Origin of the sequence: Massilia rubra (assembly GCF_011682065.1) — a bacterium.
GTDB classification, from domain to species: Bacteria; Pseudomonadota; Gammaproteobacteria; order Burkholderiales; family Burkholderiaceae_D; genus Telluria_A; species Telluria_A rubra.
The window spans coordinates 1-16,697 of sequence record NZ_VUYU01000051.1 but is presented as its reverse complement, the minus strand read 5'-3'; the positions used below and the strand labels follow the sequence as shown (position 1 = coordinate 16,697).

The window sequence follows — 16,697 nt, the reverse complement described above, 5'->3', positions numbered from 1 at the left end:
TGCTACGCAATCTTGCAAAACGCGCGGAACAGTTGGGCATGACACTTACCCCGGCTACCGCATGAACAACACCATGGCCGGGAGGGGGCGGCGGTGTTGTTTCTTAAGAGACCTGACACCGGCGGGGAGGCACCGGCGGGGACACCGGCGGGGAGGGCCGGATTTATTCCTGGCGTTCGCGCAGGACTGCGTGGAACAGGGCGTTCAAGGCGGGCAGGGGCTGGGCACGCGGCGCCGGCAACGGTTGCACCGACTCCAGCCGGGCCAGCTCCTGTTCGATGAATTCATTGAGCAAGGCGATCGGTTCGGATAGCCCCAGCTCGGGCGCGGCGCGTTTTTGCGCCAGCAGCGCGTCAATCCGCGCCAGCAAATCCGGGCGATGATCGAGCAAATGCAGCAGCTTGTGGAATTCGATCGGCGCCGCCGTGCCATAACGCTCGATCCAATGCACCGACAGCAGCGCGCGCAGTACATAAAAATACTTCTTGAGCGGGACCAGCGCGGCGCGCAAATGGTCGCCGTAATTGGTCTTGGCCATGCTGCGATAGTGATAAATCCCGCGCTCGGACGAATACAGGGCCGGCAGCAATTCCCGCGCCCCGGCGCCAAAGCCGCCGCTCTCGATATACGTGATCGGCGACTGGATCCACTCCACCATCGCCGGATTGGTTTTCCAGAGCAGGCGCAGGGCCTTGCGCAGGTCCCAGCCATTGAGGTCGATGTCGTCGACGATCGGATATTCGATCACGTCGCGCCGCTCTTCCAGATCTACCGCCAGATACCAGTCGGCCGGGCGCGCATAAATGAAACGTACATCGTAATCGCTGTTGGGCGACGCAAAACCCCAGGCGCGGCTGCCCGATTCAATCGCCAGGATAATGCGCACGCCTTCCTCGCGCTCGGTGCGCGCCAGGCGCGTCATTATTTCGGTCCTAACCTCGTCTGGGATCATGCTGGTTCCTTGTGTTGCGCAGGCGCAGGCGACCTGCCTGCCCGGTCCGGCATTATGGCTTGATTTGCGCGAGCAGGTCGGAGATCGCCTTGATCACCGCCTGCGGTTGGTCGGCCTGGATAATGTGGCCGGCGCCCGGCACCACCCGGTGCGTACTGCGCGTGGAGAGCGCCGCCATCTCTTGGTGGATCGCGTAGTTTTCCTTTTCCGTTGCCTTGTTCAGCTCACTTTGCGGCTTGCCGGGAATGGCGTACGGCGACACGCCACGCGTCAGTACCATCAGCGGCAGGTCGCCGAACGGCTTGCGCGCCGCGCGCAACTGGGCGTTGCTGACCTCGAATGCGTCTTCCTCGGCATTGCGCGCGCGCCAGTAAGCTGGCGAGGTGAGCGAGGCGAGGTAGGCTGCATTGAGGGCGCGGCCGAATTGCGGCTGGACGCCACCCGTGCAGTTGGTGAACAGCTCGCTGCCGGGAACGAAGCCTTTTGCGGCCTGGGCCTCGCAGGCGTTGGCGTACTCGAGGCTCCCCGCCATCATTTCCTTGAACTTGCCTTTCGAGACGACATTGATGCGGTCGATTTCATCTTCATGGTGGCCTTCGACCAGCACCAGTCCTTTGACTTCATCGGGATAGCGGTAGGTGAACAACTGCACGTTGGCGCCGCCCAGGGAGTTGCCGACCAGGACGTAAGGCGGTGCGACGCCGGCCTTGCCCAGGGCGGCGTGCAAGTCTTCCACCACGTTGGCCGAGGTGTTCGGACGCGGCGACGGGTCGCTGAAGCCCATGCCGGCGCGGTCGAAAACGCAGGCGCGCGTCTGCTTCGCCACCTCCGGCTGCACGTTGTGCCAGACCCACCCGCCCATGCCGGACGGCGCATCGAAGATGACCGTGTTCGCTCCAGATCCGCTGCAGTACAGGTTCAGGCGTCGCCCGCCGATATCGACCAGTTGATTGGGGTGGGAAAACGCGAGCCCGGTATCGACCGCGGAAGGTGCCTGGGCATAGCTGGAAGCGGCGCAGACTGCGACGATGGCGGTCACGGACAAACGCAAGGCGAAACGTGGCATGGCAAACGTCTTTCTATGTGGGTGGGGATGCCGTCGGATGTGGCTTCCAGAGTTGCATCATAGATTATATTTTTGCGTTTGAGGAGAGGCGAGAGCGCGCTTATTTCAAAGCGCGCCTTGCTGGTGCTGGCGCCGTTGCATATGCATGTGCTCGCCGCCCATGCCGGGGATGGGCTGCATCGGTACACGTGTCCATGTGATGTCGACCTGAGATCCCGTGCGCGAGGTCCTGCCTCCTCCGCCTGGCGGTGGCATGTGCACTGGTGGCGTGCCGCCGCCGGTCGGTATATGCATGCGGTGTTGTATCGAACAGGCATCGCGCAAGAACGGGGAAGCGCGCCGTCCCGAGCGAATGACTAGAGCGCTATTTGCGCAAGAGCGGCTTGATGACCTCATCGATACGATGAATGTCTGCGGCCAGCATGCGCTCGTATGAATAAATGGTCATTACACCGTCGTCGACGATACGGCAATTCGCCACCTTGCCGGAGAGACGAGTGACAATTTGCTCGGGTGTGAGGCCAAACGCCCGTTGGCATAATGTGCGATCCCAGAAATTTGCCTGCCAGATCCGGTTAACGCCGAGACGCTGGTCGATGAAGGCGGGATTCGGACTTCCGTCGCCAACTTCATCAATCAGGAAAACGTCGTTCACCTCGATGTCTTGATTGACGAGTCGCGCGGCGTAAGGCCGTGTAGCAGCAACGTACGCAGGAAAGACGACATCGAGCAAGTAAGTCCACTCACCGTCGAATTTGTTGGGGTAAAATTCAATGTGCAAGCGGTCATCGTTGGCTTCTCGTTCGTCTGGAAGACCGGTCCGATGACGAGTCATATAACCAAACCAGAACGCCTTGACCGGTGAAGCGCGCGATTGCTTTGTATAGTTGATACCGATACTGTGGTAGCCGCGTACCTCTTTCAACGGTACCATTGGCACACCATTGAGCCCCCAAGGCTGGGCAAGCTCCGAGAGGTGCTTGTAAGCGGCTTCGTACAGCTTGGCCGGCGCTTCTGCCTGGGAGTACCTGCGTGCCGTTTTAAAAATCAATATATTTGAATCGCTCATGTAGTTCTGCGGAGTTCCGGTTGATCGCGAGTGTTTCCCCGCGATCGCCAATGGGCCTCGTGCGAACGAGGCTCGCGGCAACAAGGATGAGGCGCAGGCGCGAATCGATCGCCGTTGTGCAGCAGGAACGGCGCGGCGGCAGCATAGGGCAGGGATGCGAGATCGGTACTGACCGGCTAGCCGGATATTGATAATGCAGCGACTATAACGCATCATCGAACGATCGCGCGAGTCCGCACCAAGAAAATGGGAACTTGCTGCCGCGCCGCCGGGTGCGCGCCGACACCGGCGGCCAGCGTCGGCCAGTCTAAGGTCAAGCGCATGCCGGCAGTGCCACCGGACCTTAATCCGCCGCCTTGTCCTTGGGCTTTTCCTTGCTGCCCTGGCGCGCTCCCTTGGCAGCGCCGGCGCCATCGCCATTGCCGGCGGCGGCGGCAGCAGCGCGCGCCGCCGATTGCCGGCTCTCGCCACCCTTGCGGCCGATGTCGGCCATGTGCTCGCGGTTGCGGCTGACCGCTTCACCGCCTTTTTGCCCGGCCCGCCGCGCTTCTTCGGAATCGAATTCGTGCGCCGTGCCCTTTTGGTGGGCGGCCTGGCCACCCTTGCTGGCAATCTCGCGCTGTTGATTCTGGTCCATCGCCGCGAAGCCGCGCTTGGCCGGACCGCTGCCGCTGCCGCTCCCGCTCTTTTGCGCATTGCCGCTGGACGTACTGTTCTTGTTGCCTCCGCTTTCCTTGCTTGTCGCCATGTCGTTCTCCTTGTGTTTAGATATCGGAACCCCGCTCTCGTGCGTTACCGGGCTTGTGGGTTAGAGAAGTGCTCAATTCAATAGTTCCCTTGCGATGCCGCGGCGCGGTCCTTAATCGGGTGGACGCGGGGTGCGGCGCGCGTTGTTATGCGGTTCTGTCGCGTCGATCGGCGTCGGCGGCGCTGTCAGGTCCTCGTCCAGTTCCTCCTTGCGCGCGGCCAGACGTTCGCCCAGGTCGTCAAGGTCGATGCCCGATTCGAGCGCGACATCGAACATGTCTCGTTCTTCCTTGTCGATGTGGTGGGCCATTTCCTCGCCCAGCACCGTGACTGTTGCGTCGAAATGGTCGTCGTTCGGATACATCACTTCGAGCTGGCTGATCAGGTCGCGCATGCCGCTGTGCTCGACATCGGCTTCGTCCATCAGGTCGTCGTCATCGATGACCGAGCGCAGCATGGGATAGAAAATCTCTTCCTCGATCATCGAGTGCAAGGTCAGTTCGTAGCAGATCTCATCGACCAGCTCGAACTTGCGTTCGTCCTCATCGTCGCTTTCGCGCAGACTTTCAAATTCGAGAAAAAGGCTTTTGACCTTTTCATGGTCGGCTTTCAGCAATTCGAGCGCGTCGATCGCCGCGCCGCTTTTTGGCTTACCGTGGGTAGACATGGGTACACTCCGTGGTGGGCTGTTTGCCGGTCATTACTCCGGCTGGTGGTGGGGCGCCTGCTGGCTGTCCGGCCCGGCCGCGCTGTCGGTGGCCGGGCGGAACTGCACCTGCGGCGCGCCGGCGCCGCGCGCCAGGTCGAGCCGGCCGCCGGACAACACGTCGCCAAGCTGCCGCTGGTAGCTGCGCAAGTGGTCGAGGGCCGGCTCCGCCGCGCGCGCCGTGACCGCCGCCAGCTGGAACGGATCGTTGCACGACACCAGCGCGCGCGTTGCGTTGATGGCATCGTCATTGAGTTGCCGCGCGAGTTGAAGATTGAGCTCGCTCAGCCTGCGTAGCGCATCAACGCCCGCGCGGGCCAGCTCGGTGAGAAAATGGACCTGCGTCTCGAATGGCGAGCGCATCGATGGTCTGTTTGAATAGGATGGCATGACGTTCCTTGTCGTAAAACATGGGGAAGGACGCCGTCGCGTTCAGGCGAACGTGCGTCGCAGTGACATGTGATAGACGTGACAAGGCGCGCCAAAGTTCCACGAACTTTGTGCGAAGGCGCGTTAGGTCAAGCGGGAAGGGAGTAAAAGGGCCGCCGCGAACGGGCGGCCCGGTGCTGCAGGGCAGTTATCAAGCGGGAAACAGGGCAAGGCGCGTGGCTTACGCGTCCGCGACTTTGAGCACGAGCTTGCCGAAGTTCTTGCCTTCGAACAGCATTAACAGCGCTTCCGGGAAATTCTCAAGGCCGTCGACCACGTCTTCGCGGCTTTTGAACGTGCCTTCCTGCATCCACTTGGCCATGGCGGCCACGCCCAGGTGATAGCGGTCGGCGTAGTCGAACACGACTATGCCTTCCATGCGCGCACGGTTCACCAGCAAGGACAGGTAGTTGGCCGGCCCGTTGACCGGGGTGGTGTTGTTGTACTGCGAGATGGCGCCGCAGATGACGATGCGCGCGCGCAGGTTGATGCGCGTGAGTACGGTGTCGAGGATTTCGCCGCCGACGTTGTCGAAGTAGACGTCCACGCCGTTCGGGCAATGTTCTTTCAGGCCATCCTTGACGGCGCTGTTCTTGTAGTCGATGCAGGCGTCGAAGCCCAGTTCATTGACCACGAAATCGCATTTTTCCTTGCCGCCGGCAATGCCTACCACGCGGCAACCGAGCTGCTTGGCGACCTGGCCGACCGTCATGCCGACCGCGCCCGCCGCGCCCGACACCACCACCGTTTCGCCGGCTTTCGGCTGGCCCGATTCGATCAGGCCGAAGTAGCCAGTCATGCCCGGCATGCCGAGCGTGTTGAGCCAGGTGGTCAGCGGCGCCATGGCCGGGAAGATCTTGTAGAAGTTGCCCGACTTGTCATCGGCCGCGCCGACCCAGTATTGCTGCACGCCGGTGCCGCCGGAGACAGTGTCGCCGACCGCGAACTTGTCCGACTTCGAGGCCACGATCACGCCCACGCCGCCGGCGCGCATGGTTTCGCCGATGGCCACCGGGCGGATGTAGGACTTGCCTTCGTTCATCCAGCCGCGCATGGCCGGATCGAGCGACAGGTACAGGACCTTGACCACGATCTCGCCCTCGTTGATCTCTCGCACCGGTTCGCTTATCTGCTCCCAGTCGCTGCGTTTCGGCATCCCGACAGGGCGGGCGGCGAGGCGGAACTGCTGGTTCATCAGTGCGGTAGTCGTCATGGCGAGTCCTTGTGTGAAGTGGTGATTTATCTACTATACCGCAATTCTGCACGGGCGTGCTTTTTTGTAATGGCACGATTTTCCCTGACGCATGCGACAATACAAGGTTCGCAGTTCCCACGCCAATTACCACAAGACCATGACGCATCCAGAATACATATTGACCCTGTCCTGCCTCGATCAGCGCGGCATTGTGCACCGTGTTTCGGGCTTTCTCGCCGAGCATGGCTGCAACATCATCGATTCGGCCCAGTTCGGCGATGCCGAATCGAAGCTGTTTTTCATGCGCGTCCATTTTGCGCTGGAGGAAGGCGCGGTCGGCGACGCCGTGCTGCGCGCCGATTTCGAGGCCCTGTGCACGCAGATGGGCATGAACGGCCAGTTGCACGACGCCCGCGCCAAGCCGCGCGTGATGCTGATGGTCTCGAAAATCGGGCATTGCCTGAACGACTTGCTGTTCCGCTACAAGAGCGGCCTGCTGCCGGTGGAAATTCCGGCCATTGTCTCGAACCACATGGATTTTTACCAGTTGGCGGCCAGCTACAACATTCCTTTCCACCACTTGCCGCTGGCCACCGGCGCGGATGCGGCGGCCAAGCAGGCGCAGGAAGCGCGCGTGCTCGACCTGATGCACACGCACAAGATCGACCTGGTGGTGCTGGCGCGTTACATGCAGATCCTGTCGCCGGGCTTGTGCGAGGCGATGCGCGGCAAGGCGATCAATATCCACCATTCGTTTTTGCCGAGTTTCAAAGGCGCCAAACCGTATGCGCAGGCGCACCACCGCGGCGTGAAGCTGATCGGCGCGACCGCGCACTTCGTCACCGGTGACCTCGATGAAGGACCGATTATCGAGCAGGATGTCGAGCGGGTCGATCACGCGATGGATGCCGACACCCTCAGCGCGATCGGGCGCGACGTCGAATGCGTGGTGCTGGCGCGCGCGGTGAAGTGGTTTGTGGAGCACCGCATTTTGCAGAATGGCGACAAGACTGTCGTGTTCAAATAAATTGAAGAAGTTAAACACAGAAGTTAAAGGCAGGCGTATCAATGGCACTTAAAGCGACAATTTACAAGGCAGAGCTGCAGATTGCGGACATGGACCGCAATTACTACCAGGAGCACATCCTGACGCTGGCGCGGCATCCTTCCGAAACCGACGAGCGGATGATGATCCGCCTGCTCGCGTTTGCGATCCACGCGAGCGAATCGCTGACCTTCACCAAGGGCCTGTTCGATACCGACGAACCGGACCTGTGGCAAAAAGACCTGACCGGCGCGATCGAACTGTGGATCGAGGTCGGGCAGCCCGACGAAAAGCGCCTGATGAAAGCGTGCGGGCGCAGCGAACGCGTGATCGTGTACAGCTACAGCGCGACCAGCCATATCTGGTACAAGCAGATCGCGAACAAACTCGAACGGGCCAAGAACCTGACCGTGATTAACATCCCGGCAGACGCCAGCGCGCAGCTGGAAGCTCTGGCGCAGCGCAATATGCAGCTGCAATGCACGATCCAGGATGGCCAGATCTACCTGACCGACAGCGTGAACACGGTGTTGATCGAGCGCGAGGATTTCAAGGCGCTGCGTTAAACCGGCGCGGCGCAAGGCGGGAATGCCGTCGCTCAGGCTTCCCGTTTTTTCTGCCCGGCGCGTGTGCGGCGCCGTGCCACGCCCGCCAGCAGCGCCAGCCCCGCCAGGGTCATCGCATACGTGTGCGGTTCCGGCACCGCCTGGGTGTACACCGTCAGCAGCAGCGGGTTCTTGAGCCCGATCTCGGCCGCCGAGTATGCGCGCGAGGGCCACCATTGCCCCGGCTCGTACCAGGTGGCCGGCGACGAGGAGCCGGACGAGTAGCCGTCGAACGAAAAATAGAACGATCCCGTCTTGTCCAGCGCCCCGCTGTCGATCCTGAAATCGCTATGCCCGTTCAGGTTCGACGCCGAATGACTGCCGGATGCAAACCTGGCGCCTCCCGGGGTGTCGCTGGCATACGCCCACGCGGCGGCGCCGCTGTCGGCGCTCCCCGGTTCGCCCGAGCCGTCCGGCGAGTGGCCCACATAATGGGTGCCGTAAAAGCCGCCGCTCACGCTGTAGCCGGTCACCCGGTAGCCCTCGCGTGCGCTCAGCTGGAAAATGCTGCCGTAGTCCTGGAAATACGTCGTCATGTTCGGATAACTCATGCGGTCGACGGCGTTGACCAGCGAAAAAGTCGCGGCCCCGTCCACATCCGACACCAGGTACTCGCCGCGCGGCGAATAGAACGAGTCGAACGTCAGGCCCCCGGCTTCGATATGGACCTGGGCAAAGGCGGCCTGCGGCGCGAGGACGGCGGCGCAAGCGATGGCGGTGACGGCGATACGACGGGCGTAAGTGAACATGGGTTTTCCTCTATAAGTATGGTTGATGGGGGTTTTACGCGAAACTGGTGTTCATGCCTGCGGGCGCTGGCCGCCTGCGCCGCCGCACCACCCCGGCCAGCAGCGCCAGTCCGGTCAGGGTCAGCGCGAACGCGTGCGGCTCGGGAACCGCAAGCGCCTCGGTGTACACCGTCAGCAGCAGCGGGTCCTTCAGCTCCATAACCGCGCTCGAGAAGCTGTAGTGGTTTCGCGGGCCCGTGTCGGGGTCGAACGTGGTCCAGATGGCCGGCGATGCCGCGCCGTACGCGTAGCCCTCGAAGGTGACATCGAACGCCCCGGTCTGATCGAGCACGCCGCTGGCGAACGTGAAGTCGCCCACGCCCTGCAAATTGCTGGCCTCGTAACTGCCCGACGCCAGATACGCCCCGCTGGCGACATCCTGCGCCATGGCCCAGGCGTTGGCGATCGACTCGGCGCCGCCGGGGCGTCCCGATCCGTCCGGCGAGCGCCCGATGCGCAGGTCTCCGACAAAGCTACCGGACAGGGTGTAGCCCGTGACCTTGTAGCCCGCCCGCGCGCTCACGTGGAACATGCCGCTGTACGTGTGGTTGTAGTAGAAGGTGTTTTGGTAACGCAAATTGTCGACCGCGTTGACCAGCGAAAAAGTGGCCGCCCCGTTCAGGTCCGACACCAGCGTCTCGGGCCGCTGCGACCAGCCGGTGTCGAACGTCAGGCTGCTCGTTTCGATATGGACCACGTCGGCGAGCGCGAACCGGGGCGCGAGCAGGGCGGTGACGGCGATGGCGCTGACGGCGATATGCCGGACGCAGGTGAACATGGTTGATCCTTGATCGGAATGGTTGATGGGGAATGTGCCCGGGCCGGTCTATGCCTGTGCGCGCGCAGGGCGCCTGCGCCGCCGCGCCACCCCGGCCAGCAGCGCCAGTCCGGTCGTCCCAAGCTGGGCGTCTTCAAATAGTACGTCAAGCGCCAAGGAAAAATTATCTTTTTTGTAACTGTTGTTTTATCATCAAAACGCCAAATGCCGCACGGCACCTAGTCCTTTTGCCGCCGGAGGTATCGCCCCGAACGCAGCATCGCTGCGATATAATTCACCCCATGAATATGAAGTCGACAAAGTGGCGCCTGCAAATCTGGATCGCGTGTCTCGCGATCCTGATGAACGTGCTCGCGCCGTCGGTTTCGCACGCGCTGGCGGCCGTTCGCGCCGATGCTCCCGGCGCAGATATCTGCTTCACCGATGCCGGCATGCGCGCCGCGCCCGCCGTTGAAGCCATCGGCTTCGTCGCCGACCAGCTCAAGCACTCCGAAGCGGGCATGATGCAGGACTGCGGCTACTGCCTTCCGCACGCCGGCAGCTACTCGCTGATGCCGAACCAGATCACGGGCATGGCCATCCTCGGCGGTCACGAGCTGCGCCCGTTCCTGTTCTACCGCGCGCCGCAGCCGCTGCTCGCGCTCACCGCCGCCCCGCCGCGCGGCCCGCCTTCCGTTCCCTGATAGTGCTTGCGGCGCCGCGCGCGCCGCACCCTCGCGACCTCGCGCGCCGGCCCGGCAGGCCCGCGTCTCCAGACCTATTACAGAGAACCATCATGAAAAAGAACTTTTATGCGCTGATCGCCTTGTGCGCGCTCGCCTCGTCCGCATTCGCCCAGATTCAAGTCGACGCCCCGTGGGCACGCGCCACCGTGCCGGTCCAGAAAACCAGCGGCGCCTTCATGCAACTGCTGTCGGCCAAGGATGTGCGTCTCGTGGCCGCCAGCTCGCCGGTGGCCGGCGCCGTCGAAATGCACAAGATGGAGATGAAGGGCGACCAGATGAAAATGGAGCAGGTCGACGGCATCGACCTCCCCGCCGGCAAAGCGGTCAAGCTGGCCTCGGGCGGCTACCACTTCATGCTGATCGACCTGAAACGCCAGCTCAAGGCGGGCGACGCCGTGCCGCTCACCTTGACCGTCGAACACCCGAACAAGAAACGCGAATCGATGACCATCCAGGTTCCCGTCAAGCCGCTGAACTTTGTCAGCCAAGCCGGTGCGCACGCCGGCCACTGAACTTGATACGCTACCCAACCTGGACCCCATCATGAACATTCGCCTTCTCTTCGCCTGCGCAGCCCTGGCCGCGCCGCTTGCGCACGCCCACGTGACGCTCGAACAAACCAGCGCCACCGCCGGCGCTTACCAAAAACTGACCTTCCGTGTCGGCCACGGTTGCAAGGGCAGCCCGACCCATACGCTCGTCGTGACCCTGCCCGACGGCTTCAATGGCGCCAAGCCGATGCCCAAAACCGGCTGGGCCTTGAGCGGCACGGCCAACCAGGTCACCTGGAAAGGCGGCCCGCTGCTCGACGCGCATTACGACGAATTCGTCATGCAGGTCAAGCTGCCCGCCAGCGTCGGCAAGCATTACTTCAAGGTCACGCAGCTGTGCGACCAGGGCCGCATGGACTGGGACGCCGTTCCCGACGCCAGCGGCGCGAAGCTGGCCTCGCCCGCACCGTTTATCGAGATTACCCCCGCCGTCGCCGGCGCACCGCACCACTAAAGGCTCGCCATGAAAACGTTTATGACCAGCGCGCCGGCGCTGGGGATCCTGCTCGCCTGTACCGCCACCGTGGCGCAGGCTACCCACACGCCCGACAAGCTGCCGGTGGTGACCGTCAACGGCGGCCGTCCCAGCTCGCTGCCGACCCAGATTCCGACCACGATCGAGAGTATCAGCGGCGCCCAGGTGGAACAGCGCATCAACGCCACCGACAGCGAAGACGCGCTCAAATACTTCCCCAGCCTGAATGTGCGCAAGCGCTACATCGGCGACTACGACCACGCGGTGCTGGCCAGCCGCGCGTCCGGCACCGGCAACAGTGCGCGTTCGCTGGTGTACGCCGACGGCATCCTGCTCTCTAACCTGCTTGGCAACGGCGCCACCTTCACCCCGCGCTGGGGCATGGTCTCGCCCGAGGAAATCGAGCGCGTCGATGTGCTGTACGGGCCATTTTCGGCAGCCTATCCGGGTAATTCTGCCGGCGCCGTGGTCGACTTCCAGACCCGCATGCCGAGCCGCCTGGAAGCGCACGCGAAGCTGTCCGCCTTCAGCCAGCGCTATCGCCAGTACGGGACCGACGACCGCTTCGGCGGAGGGCAGGGCAGCGCCTCGGTCGGCAACCGCCAGGGCGCGTGGTCGTGGTGGGTCGATCTGTCGCGCCTCGACAGCCGCGGCCAGCCGATCGCGTTCGCCAACAAGCTGGTGTCAAGCGGCGTGAATAGCGCGGCCGGCCTGCCGGTCACCGGCGCCGTGCCGGATAAGAATTCCGCCAACAAGGATTGGCTGATCATTGGCGCCAGCGGCCAGTCGCACACGGTGCAGGACCACGCCAAGATCAAGCTGGCCTACGACGTATCGCCGGTGCTGCGCGCCAGCTACACGCTGGGATGGTGGGGCAACGACGCCCACCGCGCGGCCGACACCTACCTGCGCGACGCCAACGGCGCGAAGGTAGTCCGTGGCGACGCCAACGGTTTCATCAACATGGGCGGCAAGCGCTATGAGCTCAAGGCGTCCGACCTGGCGCCCACCATCGGCAAGCTCGAACACCTGATGCACGGCTTCTCGCTCAAGCAGCATAGCAAGGGCGTGTGGGACTGGGAAGTGGCGGCCAGCAAATACGACTACGCCAGGGATATGGTGCGTACGCCCGTGGTGCCGGTCGCCGGCATCGGCCAGTCCGGGCGCGGCAACGTAACCGACATGGGCGGCAGCGGCTGGACCACCCTGGCGCTCAAGGGCATCTGGCGCCCGACGCCGGCCCACGTTGTCGACATGGGCGTGCAGAGCGACAGCGCGGCCCTGCGCACGCGCGTGTTTTCAAGCAGCGACTGGATCGGCGCGGGCGACGGCGCCACCGTCTCCACCTTCAATGGCAACACGCGCCTGCAAAGCCTGTACGCGCAGGACACCTGGCGCTTTGCGCCGCAGTGGAAGACCACGCTCGGCATGCGCGCGGAGCGCTGGAGCGCGTACGGCGGCGAAGTGTCGAACGCCGCCTCGGTGGCGCCGCTGCCGTTCGGCGAGCGCACGGAAACGAGCTGGTCGCCGAAAGCGGCGCTGGCCTGGCAGGCCACGGACGAGTGGGCGTTCAAGGCCTCGGCCGGGCGCGCGGTGCGCAATCCGACCGCGGCGGAACTGTTCCAGGGATCGATCGTCGACCAGCAGATCGTCAACCGCGATCCGAACCTGCGCGCAGAGCGCTCCTGGACGGGCGAACTGACCGCCGAACGGGTGACCAGCGACACCTCGCTGCGCGCCACCCTGTTCCATGAAACCACGCGCGACGCCTTGTACTCGCAAGCGCTGACCAACCTGGTGAACACGGTGCAAAACGTCGACAAGATCCGCACCAACGGGCTGGAAATGGCATGGCAGGGCGACGACGTGCTGGTGCACGGCCTGACCATCAACAGCAGCCTGACCTACGCCGATTCGACCATCGCGCAGAACCGCGGCTTTGCGGCCAGTGTCGGCAAGCGCCAGCCGCGCGTGCCGCAGTGGCGCGCCAACCTGCTCACGACTTATCACCTGGGTCGGGACTGGGTCGGCAGCGTGGGTGTGCGCTACAGCGGCAAGCAATACGGCACGCTCGATAACACCGATCCGAACGGCGCCACCTACATGGGCGTATCCGACTATCTGGTGGCCGACCTGCGGGTGCGCTACAAGATCAACAAGCAGTGGAGCGCGGCGCTCGGGATCGACAACGTGAACAATGCGCGCTACTGGGCCTTTCACCCGTACACCCAGCGCACCGCCGTGGCGGAACTGCGTTTCGATCTGTAAGGGTCAGCGCGGCGGCGCATCGCCGATGCGGCGCGTGGTGCCGGAACCGGCCACCGACTTGCTCACGGTCGGGTCGCCATAGTATTTGACGCCGCCCGAGCCGGCAATCGAGGCACTCAGGCTGGCGCTGGCCCACACGGTCGCCTCGCCGGAGCCGGCCACGCTGATTTTTGCGTCGCGCGCCTTGACCTTGCCCAGGTCGACGTCGCCCGAGCCGCCGATTGAAATGGACGCCTTGTTCAGCGTTCCGGGGCCGCTCGAGAGGCTGCCGCTGCCGCCGACCGCGATGACGGCGTTGTCCGCTTCGATGCCCTTGACGACGATGCTGCCCGATCCGCCGACGTTGATGGTGACCTTGTCGCCGCGCAGGGCGTCGGCATCGATGCTGCCGGCGCCACCGATCGACAGGTGATCGACGTTTTTGGCCTGCACCACGATCTTGATGTTGCGCGACTGCAGATTCAGGTTGCGTTTGTTGGGGCGCAGCAGCAGCGTGCCGTCTTCGATCACCGCTTCGATCAGCGGCAGCAGGTTGTCGTCGGCTTCGATGGTGACGCCTTCGGTGCCGCCGATGCGCACTTCCACCTTCGCCGGCAGGCTCACGCCCACGCCGGTGAAGTGGCCCAGCGCGCGCGCCTGGCGCTTGACGATGGTGCTGCCCTGGACTTTTTCGCCCCCGAACCAACCGCCGGCCGCCTGGCTGGCGGGCAGCGCACAGGCCAGAACGGCGGCCAGGGCAAGGTGGCGCAGGGAGAAACGGGCTGTCGGTGCTGGGGTCATGGCGGCTTCCTCTATATGGATGATCGGACGGTGTTCCTGATCAGCATAATAGGCAAGCCGGCAACGCGCGGCGTGTCGTTTGCGACAGACTGCGGCGCGCGGCGGACAGGCTGCAATTTAGCGCGATGGAGCGGCCGGGCCAGTCCGTCCGTGCTGTTCCAGCCAGCCGAGCGCCCCTTCCCACAAGGGCTGGCAGTGGGCCTTGAAGTAGCCCATGTGGCCGATCGGCCCCAGGCCGGCCTGGCGCGGGTCGATGTCGGTCGACTGCCAGCCGGCGTTGCGATAAGCCGACATGAAGGCGTTGCGCGAGGGCGGGCGCGCCCACAGGTCGTCGAGCGCGTTGCAGGCCATGATCGGGCTGCGCACGCTCTCGTAGGAGGCGGCGATGTGGGTCATCTGCGGATCCTGGAAAAAGTAGCGCGGAAAGGTGCACCAGCGCTTCCACTGGTGGTACACATCGATCGGCAGGTCTTCGCCCATGCCCATCCAGTTCCAGGCCAGGTAACCCTTGATGCGCACGATGACCGGGCCGACCACGCGCCACATCAGCAGCACGCGCAGGCGTTCCATCGGCGGCATCCAGCCATGCCAGCCGGCGCCGGTGGCGAAGGTGTACAGGCCGTCCACCTTGTCGTGGTTGGGCAAGAGGCCAAAGGCGTGGCCGCCGTAGGAGTGCCCCACCATATACAAGGGCAGTCCGGGCGCGCTCATGGCCTCGACGGCGGCGGCCAGGTCCTGGCGGCCCCAGTCCAGGTAATCCATGCGAAAGCCCTTGAGCGAGGCCGGCCTGGACAGGCCGATGCCGCGATAATCGAGCGTCATCACGTTGTAGCCGCAACTGCTGGCGTACAGGGCGAAGCGCCGGTAGAAACCCTGCGGCACGCCGTTGGCGCCGGCCACCACCAGGTGACCGCGCGTTGCCCCGGCGGCCGGGTAGCGCAGCGCCGCGATCGGGTAGCCGTCGGCGGTGGTCAGGGTCAGCGATTCGGCTTCGACAGGCTTACTCATGATCGGGCTCCTTGGGACGCTGCAGTTTCAGATAGGTGAGCAGGGCGGCGCTGACCAGCGCCATCGGTTCCGGCGTGCCGGCCACGCGCGCTTGCAGCAGGCCGCCTTCGTAGGCGGCCAGCAGCAGGGCCGCCGTGGCGTGGGCGCTGGCCGCTTCGTAACCGGCGTTGACCAGGCCCGTGGCAATCCGGTCGCGCACCGCCGCGAAGCCCCTGGCCAGCGCCGCGCGGATCGCCACGTCGTCGGCGGTGGTTTCGAGCGCGATGGTGGCCAGCGGGCAGCCGCGTTCGTAGTGGCTGGCGTCGAGCCGCTTCTGGGCGCCGTTAATCCAGATCATCAGCGCCGCGCCCGGATCGCCGCTGGCGGCCATGCTCGCTTCCATGCTGTCGCACAGGCGCGCAATGGTGAGCTCGATGGCGGCCACCGCCAGTTCGGTCTTGCCGCCTGGGAAATGATGGTAGAGCACGCCTTTGGGCGCGTCGGCGGCGGCCAGCAGTTCGGTCAGGCCGCTGCCGTGCAGGCCACGGCGTTGCAGGGCGTCGATCATGGCGCCGATGAGGCGCTGTTTGGCATCGCTTGTTTTCATGCAGTCCATCCTATAGACCGATCGGTCCAGACGCAACAAATATTTCTCCGGGGTAGAGGAGGGGCTCTAAATGGGCCGGCAGGCGGTATCATGTGGCATTGCAATGCATTTTCACTGGAACCACATGCTGATCATCACCATCAAACAGGGCAAGGAAAAGAGCCTGCTCGCCGGCGAGCCCTGGATTTACGCCTCCGCCATCGAGAAAGTCGACGGCAAGCCGAACGAAAAAATGAAGGCTGGCGGCACCGCCATCGTGCAGTCGTCGTCGACCAAATTCCTGGCGCGCGCCGCCTACAATTCCAAGTCGCAGATCCGCGCGCGGGTGTGGACTTTCGACGAAGGCGAGCCGGTCGACCATGCGCTGATCAAGCGGCGCGTAAAAGCGGCGCTGGCGAAAAGCGCGGCGGCGGCGAAAAAGGCGCGCCCGGACCAGGTGGTCAAGCTGGTCAACGCCGAGGCGGATAACTTGCCGGGTTTGCTGGTGGAGCAGTACGGCGGCAAAGACGGTTATCTGATCTGCGAATTCCAGGCGGCCGGCGTGGACGCGTGGAAGGTGCCGATCGTGCAAACCCTGATCGCCGAAACCGGTTGCCGCAATGTCTACGAGCGCGCCGATGAACTGGTGCGCAAGGGTGAAGGATTGTCGTTCGTCGAAGGCGCGCTGGCAGGGGACGAACCGCCCGATGAAGTGCCGGTGACCGAGAATGGCGTCAAGTTCGCGCTCGATTTGAAGACGGGCGAGCGCTACAAGTTCCGCTGAGCGCTGCTGGCTCGGGAAAGCATGCTCAACCCGCGGGCACCTCGAATTACCGGTAAATCCCGCGTAATCGCCGGTCGCGATGCCGGCAGATGCGCTTTTTTGATGTCAGACCGAGCCGCTTCCCGCCCGTTTTATGGGCGCTGAACCTCGTTTTGTGCAGT

19 protein-coding genes are annotated in these 16,697 nt (G+C 63.8%); 7 read left to right on the top strand and 12 right to left on the bottom strand.

The annotated features are described in order from the left end of the window. Window positions 1-163: 163 nt before the first annotated feature. The 7 genes from F0185_RS33590 to F0185_RS33560 all read right to left on the bottom strand — a co-directional run bounded on the left by F0185_RS33590 (window position 164) and on the right by F0185_RS33560 (window position 6,182). On the bottom strand, window positions 164-922 hold the full coding sequence (locus tag F0185_RS33590; RefSeq protein ID WP_223164628.1) for a nucleotidyltransferase domain-containing protein: 759 nt from the start codon (window positions 920-922) through the stop codon (window positions 164-166). 82 nt (window positions 923-1,004) lie between these two features. After that, window positions 1,005-2,018 carry an alpha/beta fold hydrolase gene (locus F0185_RS33585; RefSeq protein ID WP_167232959.1) on the bottom strand — a complete coding sequence of 338 codons (1,014 nt, stop codon included), beginning with the start codon at window positions 2,016-2,018 and terminating at the stop codon, window positions 1,005-1,007. Window positions 2,019-2,382: 364 nt separating this feature from the next. Continuing rightward, the gene (locus F0185_RS33580; RefSeq protein ID WP_167232957.1) at window positions 2,383-3,087 is read right to left on the bottom strand and encodes a hypothetical protein; all 705 of its coding nucleotides are present in this window, start codon (window positions 3,085-3,087) and stop codon (window positions 2,383-2,385) included. Between the two features lie 343 nt (window positions 3,088-3,430). Further along, the gene (locus F0185_RS33575) at window positions 3,431-3,835 is read right to left on the bottom strand and encodes a KGG domain-containing protein (RefSeq protein WP_167232955.1); all 405 of its coding nucleotides are present in this window, start codon (window positions 3,833-3,835) and stop codon (window positions 3,431-3,433) included. A gap of 111 nt (window positions 3,836-3,946) precedes the next feature. Further along, window positions 3,947-4,501, bottom strand: a complete 555-nt coding sequence (locus F0185_RS33570) for a hemerythrin domain-containing protein (RefSeq protein WP_167232953.1) — start codon at window positions 4,499-4,501, stop codon at window positions 3,947-3,949. A 33-nt stretch (window positions 4,502-4,534) separates the two neighbouring features. Further along, window positions 4,535-4,930: a phasin family protein gene (locus tag F0185_RS33565; protein WP_167232951.1), complete on the bottom strand. Its 396-nt coding sequence runs from the start codon at window positions 4,928-4,930 to the stop codon at window positions 4,535-4,537. A 220-nt stretch (window positions 4,931-5,150) separates the two neighbouring features. After that, window positions 5,151-6,182, bottom strand: coding sequence for an NADP-dependent oxidoreductase (locus F0185_RS33560; protein WP_167232949.1), 1,032 nt, complete (start codon window positions 6,180-6,182; stop codon window positions 5,151-5,153). Window positions 6,183-6,321: 139 nt separating this feature from the next. Between F0185_RS33560 and purU the strand changes: the two genes are divergently transcribed. Together purU and F0185_RS33550 are read left to right on the top strand one after the other, a co-directional pair. After that, window positions 6,322-7,191 (top strand): formyltetrahydrofolate deformylase, encoded by an 870-nt coding sequence (gene purU, locus F0185_RS33555; RefSeq protein WP_167232947.1) that lies wholly within the window; start codon window positions 6,322-6,324, stop codon window positions 7,189-7,191. A 41-nt stretch (window positions 7,192-7,232) separates the two neighbouring features. After that, window positions 7,233-7,775, top strand: coding sequence for a YaeQ family protein (locus F0185_RS33550; protein ID WP_166882436.1), 543 nt, complete (start codon window positions 7,233-7,235; stop codon window positions 7,773-7,775). 32 nt (window positions 7,776-7,807) lie between these two features. Here the strand turns inward: F0185_RS33550 and F0185_RS33545 are convergent, their stop codons facing one another. Both F0185_RS33545 and F0185_RS33540 read right to left on the bottom strand, forming a co-directional pair. Further along, on the bottom strand, window positions 7,808-8,563 hold the full coding sequence (locus tag F0185_RS33545; protein ID WP_223164627.1) for a PEP-CTERM sorting domain-containing protein: 756 nt from the start codon (window positions 8,561-8,563) through the stop codon (window positions 7,808-7,810). 34 nt (window positions 8,564-8,597) lie between these two features. Beyond that, the gene (locus F0185_RS33540) at window positions 8,598-9,380 is read right to left on the bottom strand and encodes a PEP-CTERM sorting domain-containing protein (RefSeq protein ID WP_167232945.1); all 783 of its coding nucleotides are present in this window, start codon (window positions 9,378-9,380) and stop codon (window positions 8,598-8,600) included. 281 nt (window positions 9,381-9,661) lie between these two features. On the opposite strand from F0185_RS33540, the gene F0185_RS33535 reads away from it, so the two are divergent. The 4 genes from F0185_RS33535 to F0185_RS33520 all read left to right on the top strand — a co-directional run bounded on the left by F0185_RS33535 (window position 9,662) and on the right by F0185_RS33520 (window position 13,399). Then, a complete protein-coding gene (locus tag F0185_RS33535; protein WP_167232943.1) occupies window positions 9,662-10,063 on the top strand; it encodes a DUF2946 domain-containing protein in 402 nt (133 codons plus the stop codon). Between the two features lie 92 nt (window positions 10,064-10,155). Further along, window positions 10,156-10,617 carry a copper chaperone PCu(A)C gene (locus F0185_RS33530; protein WP_167232941.1) on the top strand — a complete coding sequence of 154 codons (462 nt, stop codon included), beginning with the start codon at window positions 10,156-10,158 and terminating at the stop codon, window positions 10,615-10,617. Between the two features lie 31 nt (window positions 10,618-10,648). Next, window positions 10,649-11,110, top strand: coding sequence for a YcnI family protein (locus tag F0185_RS33525; RefSeq protein WP_167232939.1), 462 nt, complete (start codon window positions 10,649-10,651; stop codon window positions 11,108-11,110). A 9-nt stretch (window positions 11,111-11,119) separates the two neighbouring features. Next, window positions 11,120-13,399 (top strand): TonB-dependent receptor, encoded by a 2,280-nt coding sequence (locus tag F0185_RS33520; protein ID WP_229477310.1) that lies wholly within the window; start codon window positions 11,120-11,122, stop codon window positions 13,397-13,399. A gap of 3 nt (window positions 13,400-13,402) precedes the next feature. Here F0185_RS33520 and F0185_RS33515 read toward each other — a convergent pair whose 3' ends face one another. The 3 genes from F0185_RS33515 to F0185_RS33505 form a co-directional block, all read right to left on the bottom strand. After that, window positions 13,403-14,179: a head GIN domain-containing protein gene (locus tag F0185_RS33515; RefSeq protein ID WP_167232937.1), complete on the bottom strand. Its 777-nt coding sequence runs from the start codon at window positions 14,177-14,179 to the stop codon at window positions 13,403-13,405. Window positions 14,180-14,296: 117 nt separating this feature from the next. Then, a complete protein-coding gene (locus F0185_RS33510) occupies window positions 14,297-15,187 on the bottom strand; it encodes an alpha/beta hydrolase family protein (RefSeq protein ID WP_167232935.1) in 891 nt (296 codons plus the stop codon). Beyond that, on the bottom strand, window positions 15,180-15,773 hold the full coding sequence (locus F0185_RS33505) for a TetR/AcrR family transcriptional regulator (protein WP_166886157.1): 594 nt from the start codon (window positions 15,771-15,773) through the stop codon (window positions 15,180-15,182). Before F0185_RS33505 ends, F0185_RS33510 begins: the two co-directional genes overlap by 8 nt. A 124-nt stretch (window positions 15,774-15,897) precedes the next feature. Between F0185_RS33505 and F0185_RS33500 the strand changes: the two genes are divergently transcribed. Then, a complete protein-coding gene (locus tag F0185_RS33500; RefSeq protein WP_167232933.1) occupies window positions 15,898-16,536 on the top strand; it encodes a class I SAM-dependent rRNA methyltransferase in 639 nt (212 codons plus the stop codon). Window positions 16,537-16,697: the final 161 nt, after the last annotated feature.

Coding starts and splice junctions, on each gene's coding strand:
- F0185_RS33590 (WP_223164628.1), bottom strand. CDS start 922: ATGACGCGCCTGGCGCGCACCGAGCGCGAGGAAGGCGTGCGCATTATC.
- F0185_RS33585 (WP_167232959.1), bottom strand. CDS start 2,018: ATGCCACGTTTCGCCTTGCGTTTGTCCGTGACCGCCATCGTCGCAGTC.
- F0185_RS33580 (WP_167232957.1), bottom strand. CDS start 3,087: ATGAGCGATTCAAATATATTGATTTTTAAAACGGCACGCAGGTACTCC.
- F0185_RS33575 (WP_167232955.1), bottom strand. CDS start 3,835: ATGGCGACAAGCAAGGAAAGCGGAGGCAACAAGAACAGTACGTCCAGC.
- F0185_RS33570 (WP_167232953.1), bottom strand. CDS start 4,501: ATGTCTACCCACGGTAAGCCAAAAAGCGGCGCGGCGATCGACGCGCTC.
- F0185_RS33565 (WP_167232951.1), bottom strand. CDS start 4,930: ATGCCATCCTATTCAAACAGACCATCGATGCGCTCGCCATTCGAGACG.
- F0185_RS33560 (WP_167232949.1), bottom strand. CDS start 6,182: ATGACGACTACCGCACTGATGAACCAGCAGTTCCGCCTCGCCGCCCGC.
- purU (WP_167232947.1), top strand. CDS start 6,322: ATGACGCATCCAGAATACATATTGACCCTGTCCTGCCTCGATCAGCGC.
- F0185_RS33550 (WP_166882436.1), top strand. CDS start 7,233: ATGGCACTTAAAGCGACAATTTACAAGGCAGAGCTGCAGATTGCGGAC.
- F0185_RS33545 (WP_223164627.1), bottom strand. CDS start 8,563: ATGTTCACTTACGCCCGTCGTATCGCCGTCACCGCCATCGCTTGCGCC.
- F0185_RS33540 (WP_167232945.1), bottom strand. CDS start 9,380: ATGTTCACCTGCGTCCGGCATATCGCCGTCAGCGCCATCGCCGTCACC.
- F0185_RS33535 (WP_167232943.1), top strand. CDS start 9,662: ATGAATATGAAGTCGACAAAGTGGCGCCTGCAAATCTGGATCGCGTGT.
- F0185_RS33530 (WP_167232941.1), top strand. CDS start 10,156: ATGAAAAAGAACTTTTATGCGCTGATCGCCTTGTGCGCGCTCGCCTCG.
- F0185_RS33525 (WP_167232939.1), top strand. CDS start 10,649: ATGAACATTCGCCTTCTCTTCGCCTGCGCAGCCCTGGCCGCGCCGCTT.
- F0185_RS33520 (WP_229477310.1), top strand. CDS start 11,120: ATGAAAACGTTTATGACCAGCGCGCCGGCGCTGGGGATCCTGCTCGCC.
- F0185_RS33515 (WP_167232937.1), bottom strand. CDS start 14,179: ATGACCCCAGCACCGACAGCCCGTTTCTCCCTGCGCCACCTTGCCCTG.
- F0185_RS33510 (WP_167232935.1), bottom strand. CDS start 15,187: ATGAGTAAGCCTGTCGAAGCCGAATCGCTGACCCTGACCACCGCCGAC.
- F0185_RS33505 (WP_166886157.1), bottom strand. CDS start 15,773: ATGAAAACAAGCGATGCCAAACAGCGCCTCATCGGCGCCATGATCGAC.
- F0185_RS33500 (WP_167232933.1), top strand. CDS start 15,898: ATGCTGATCATCACCATCAAACAGGGCAAGGAAAAGAGCCTGCTCGCC.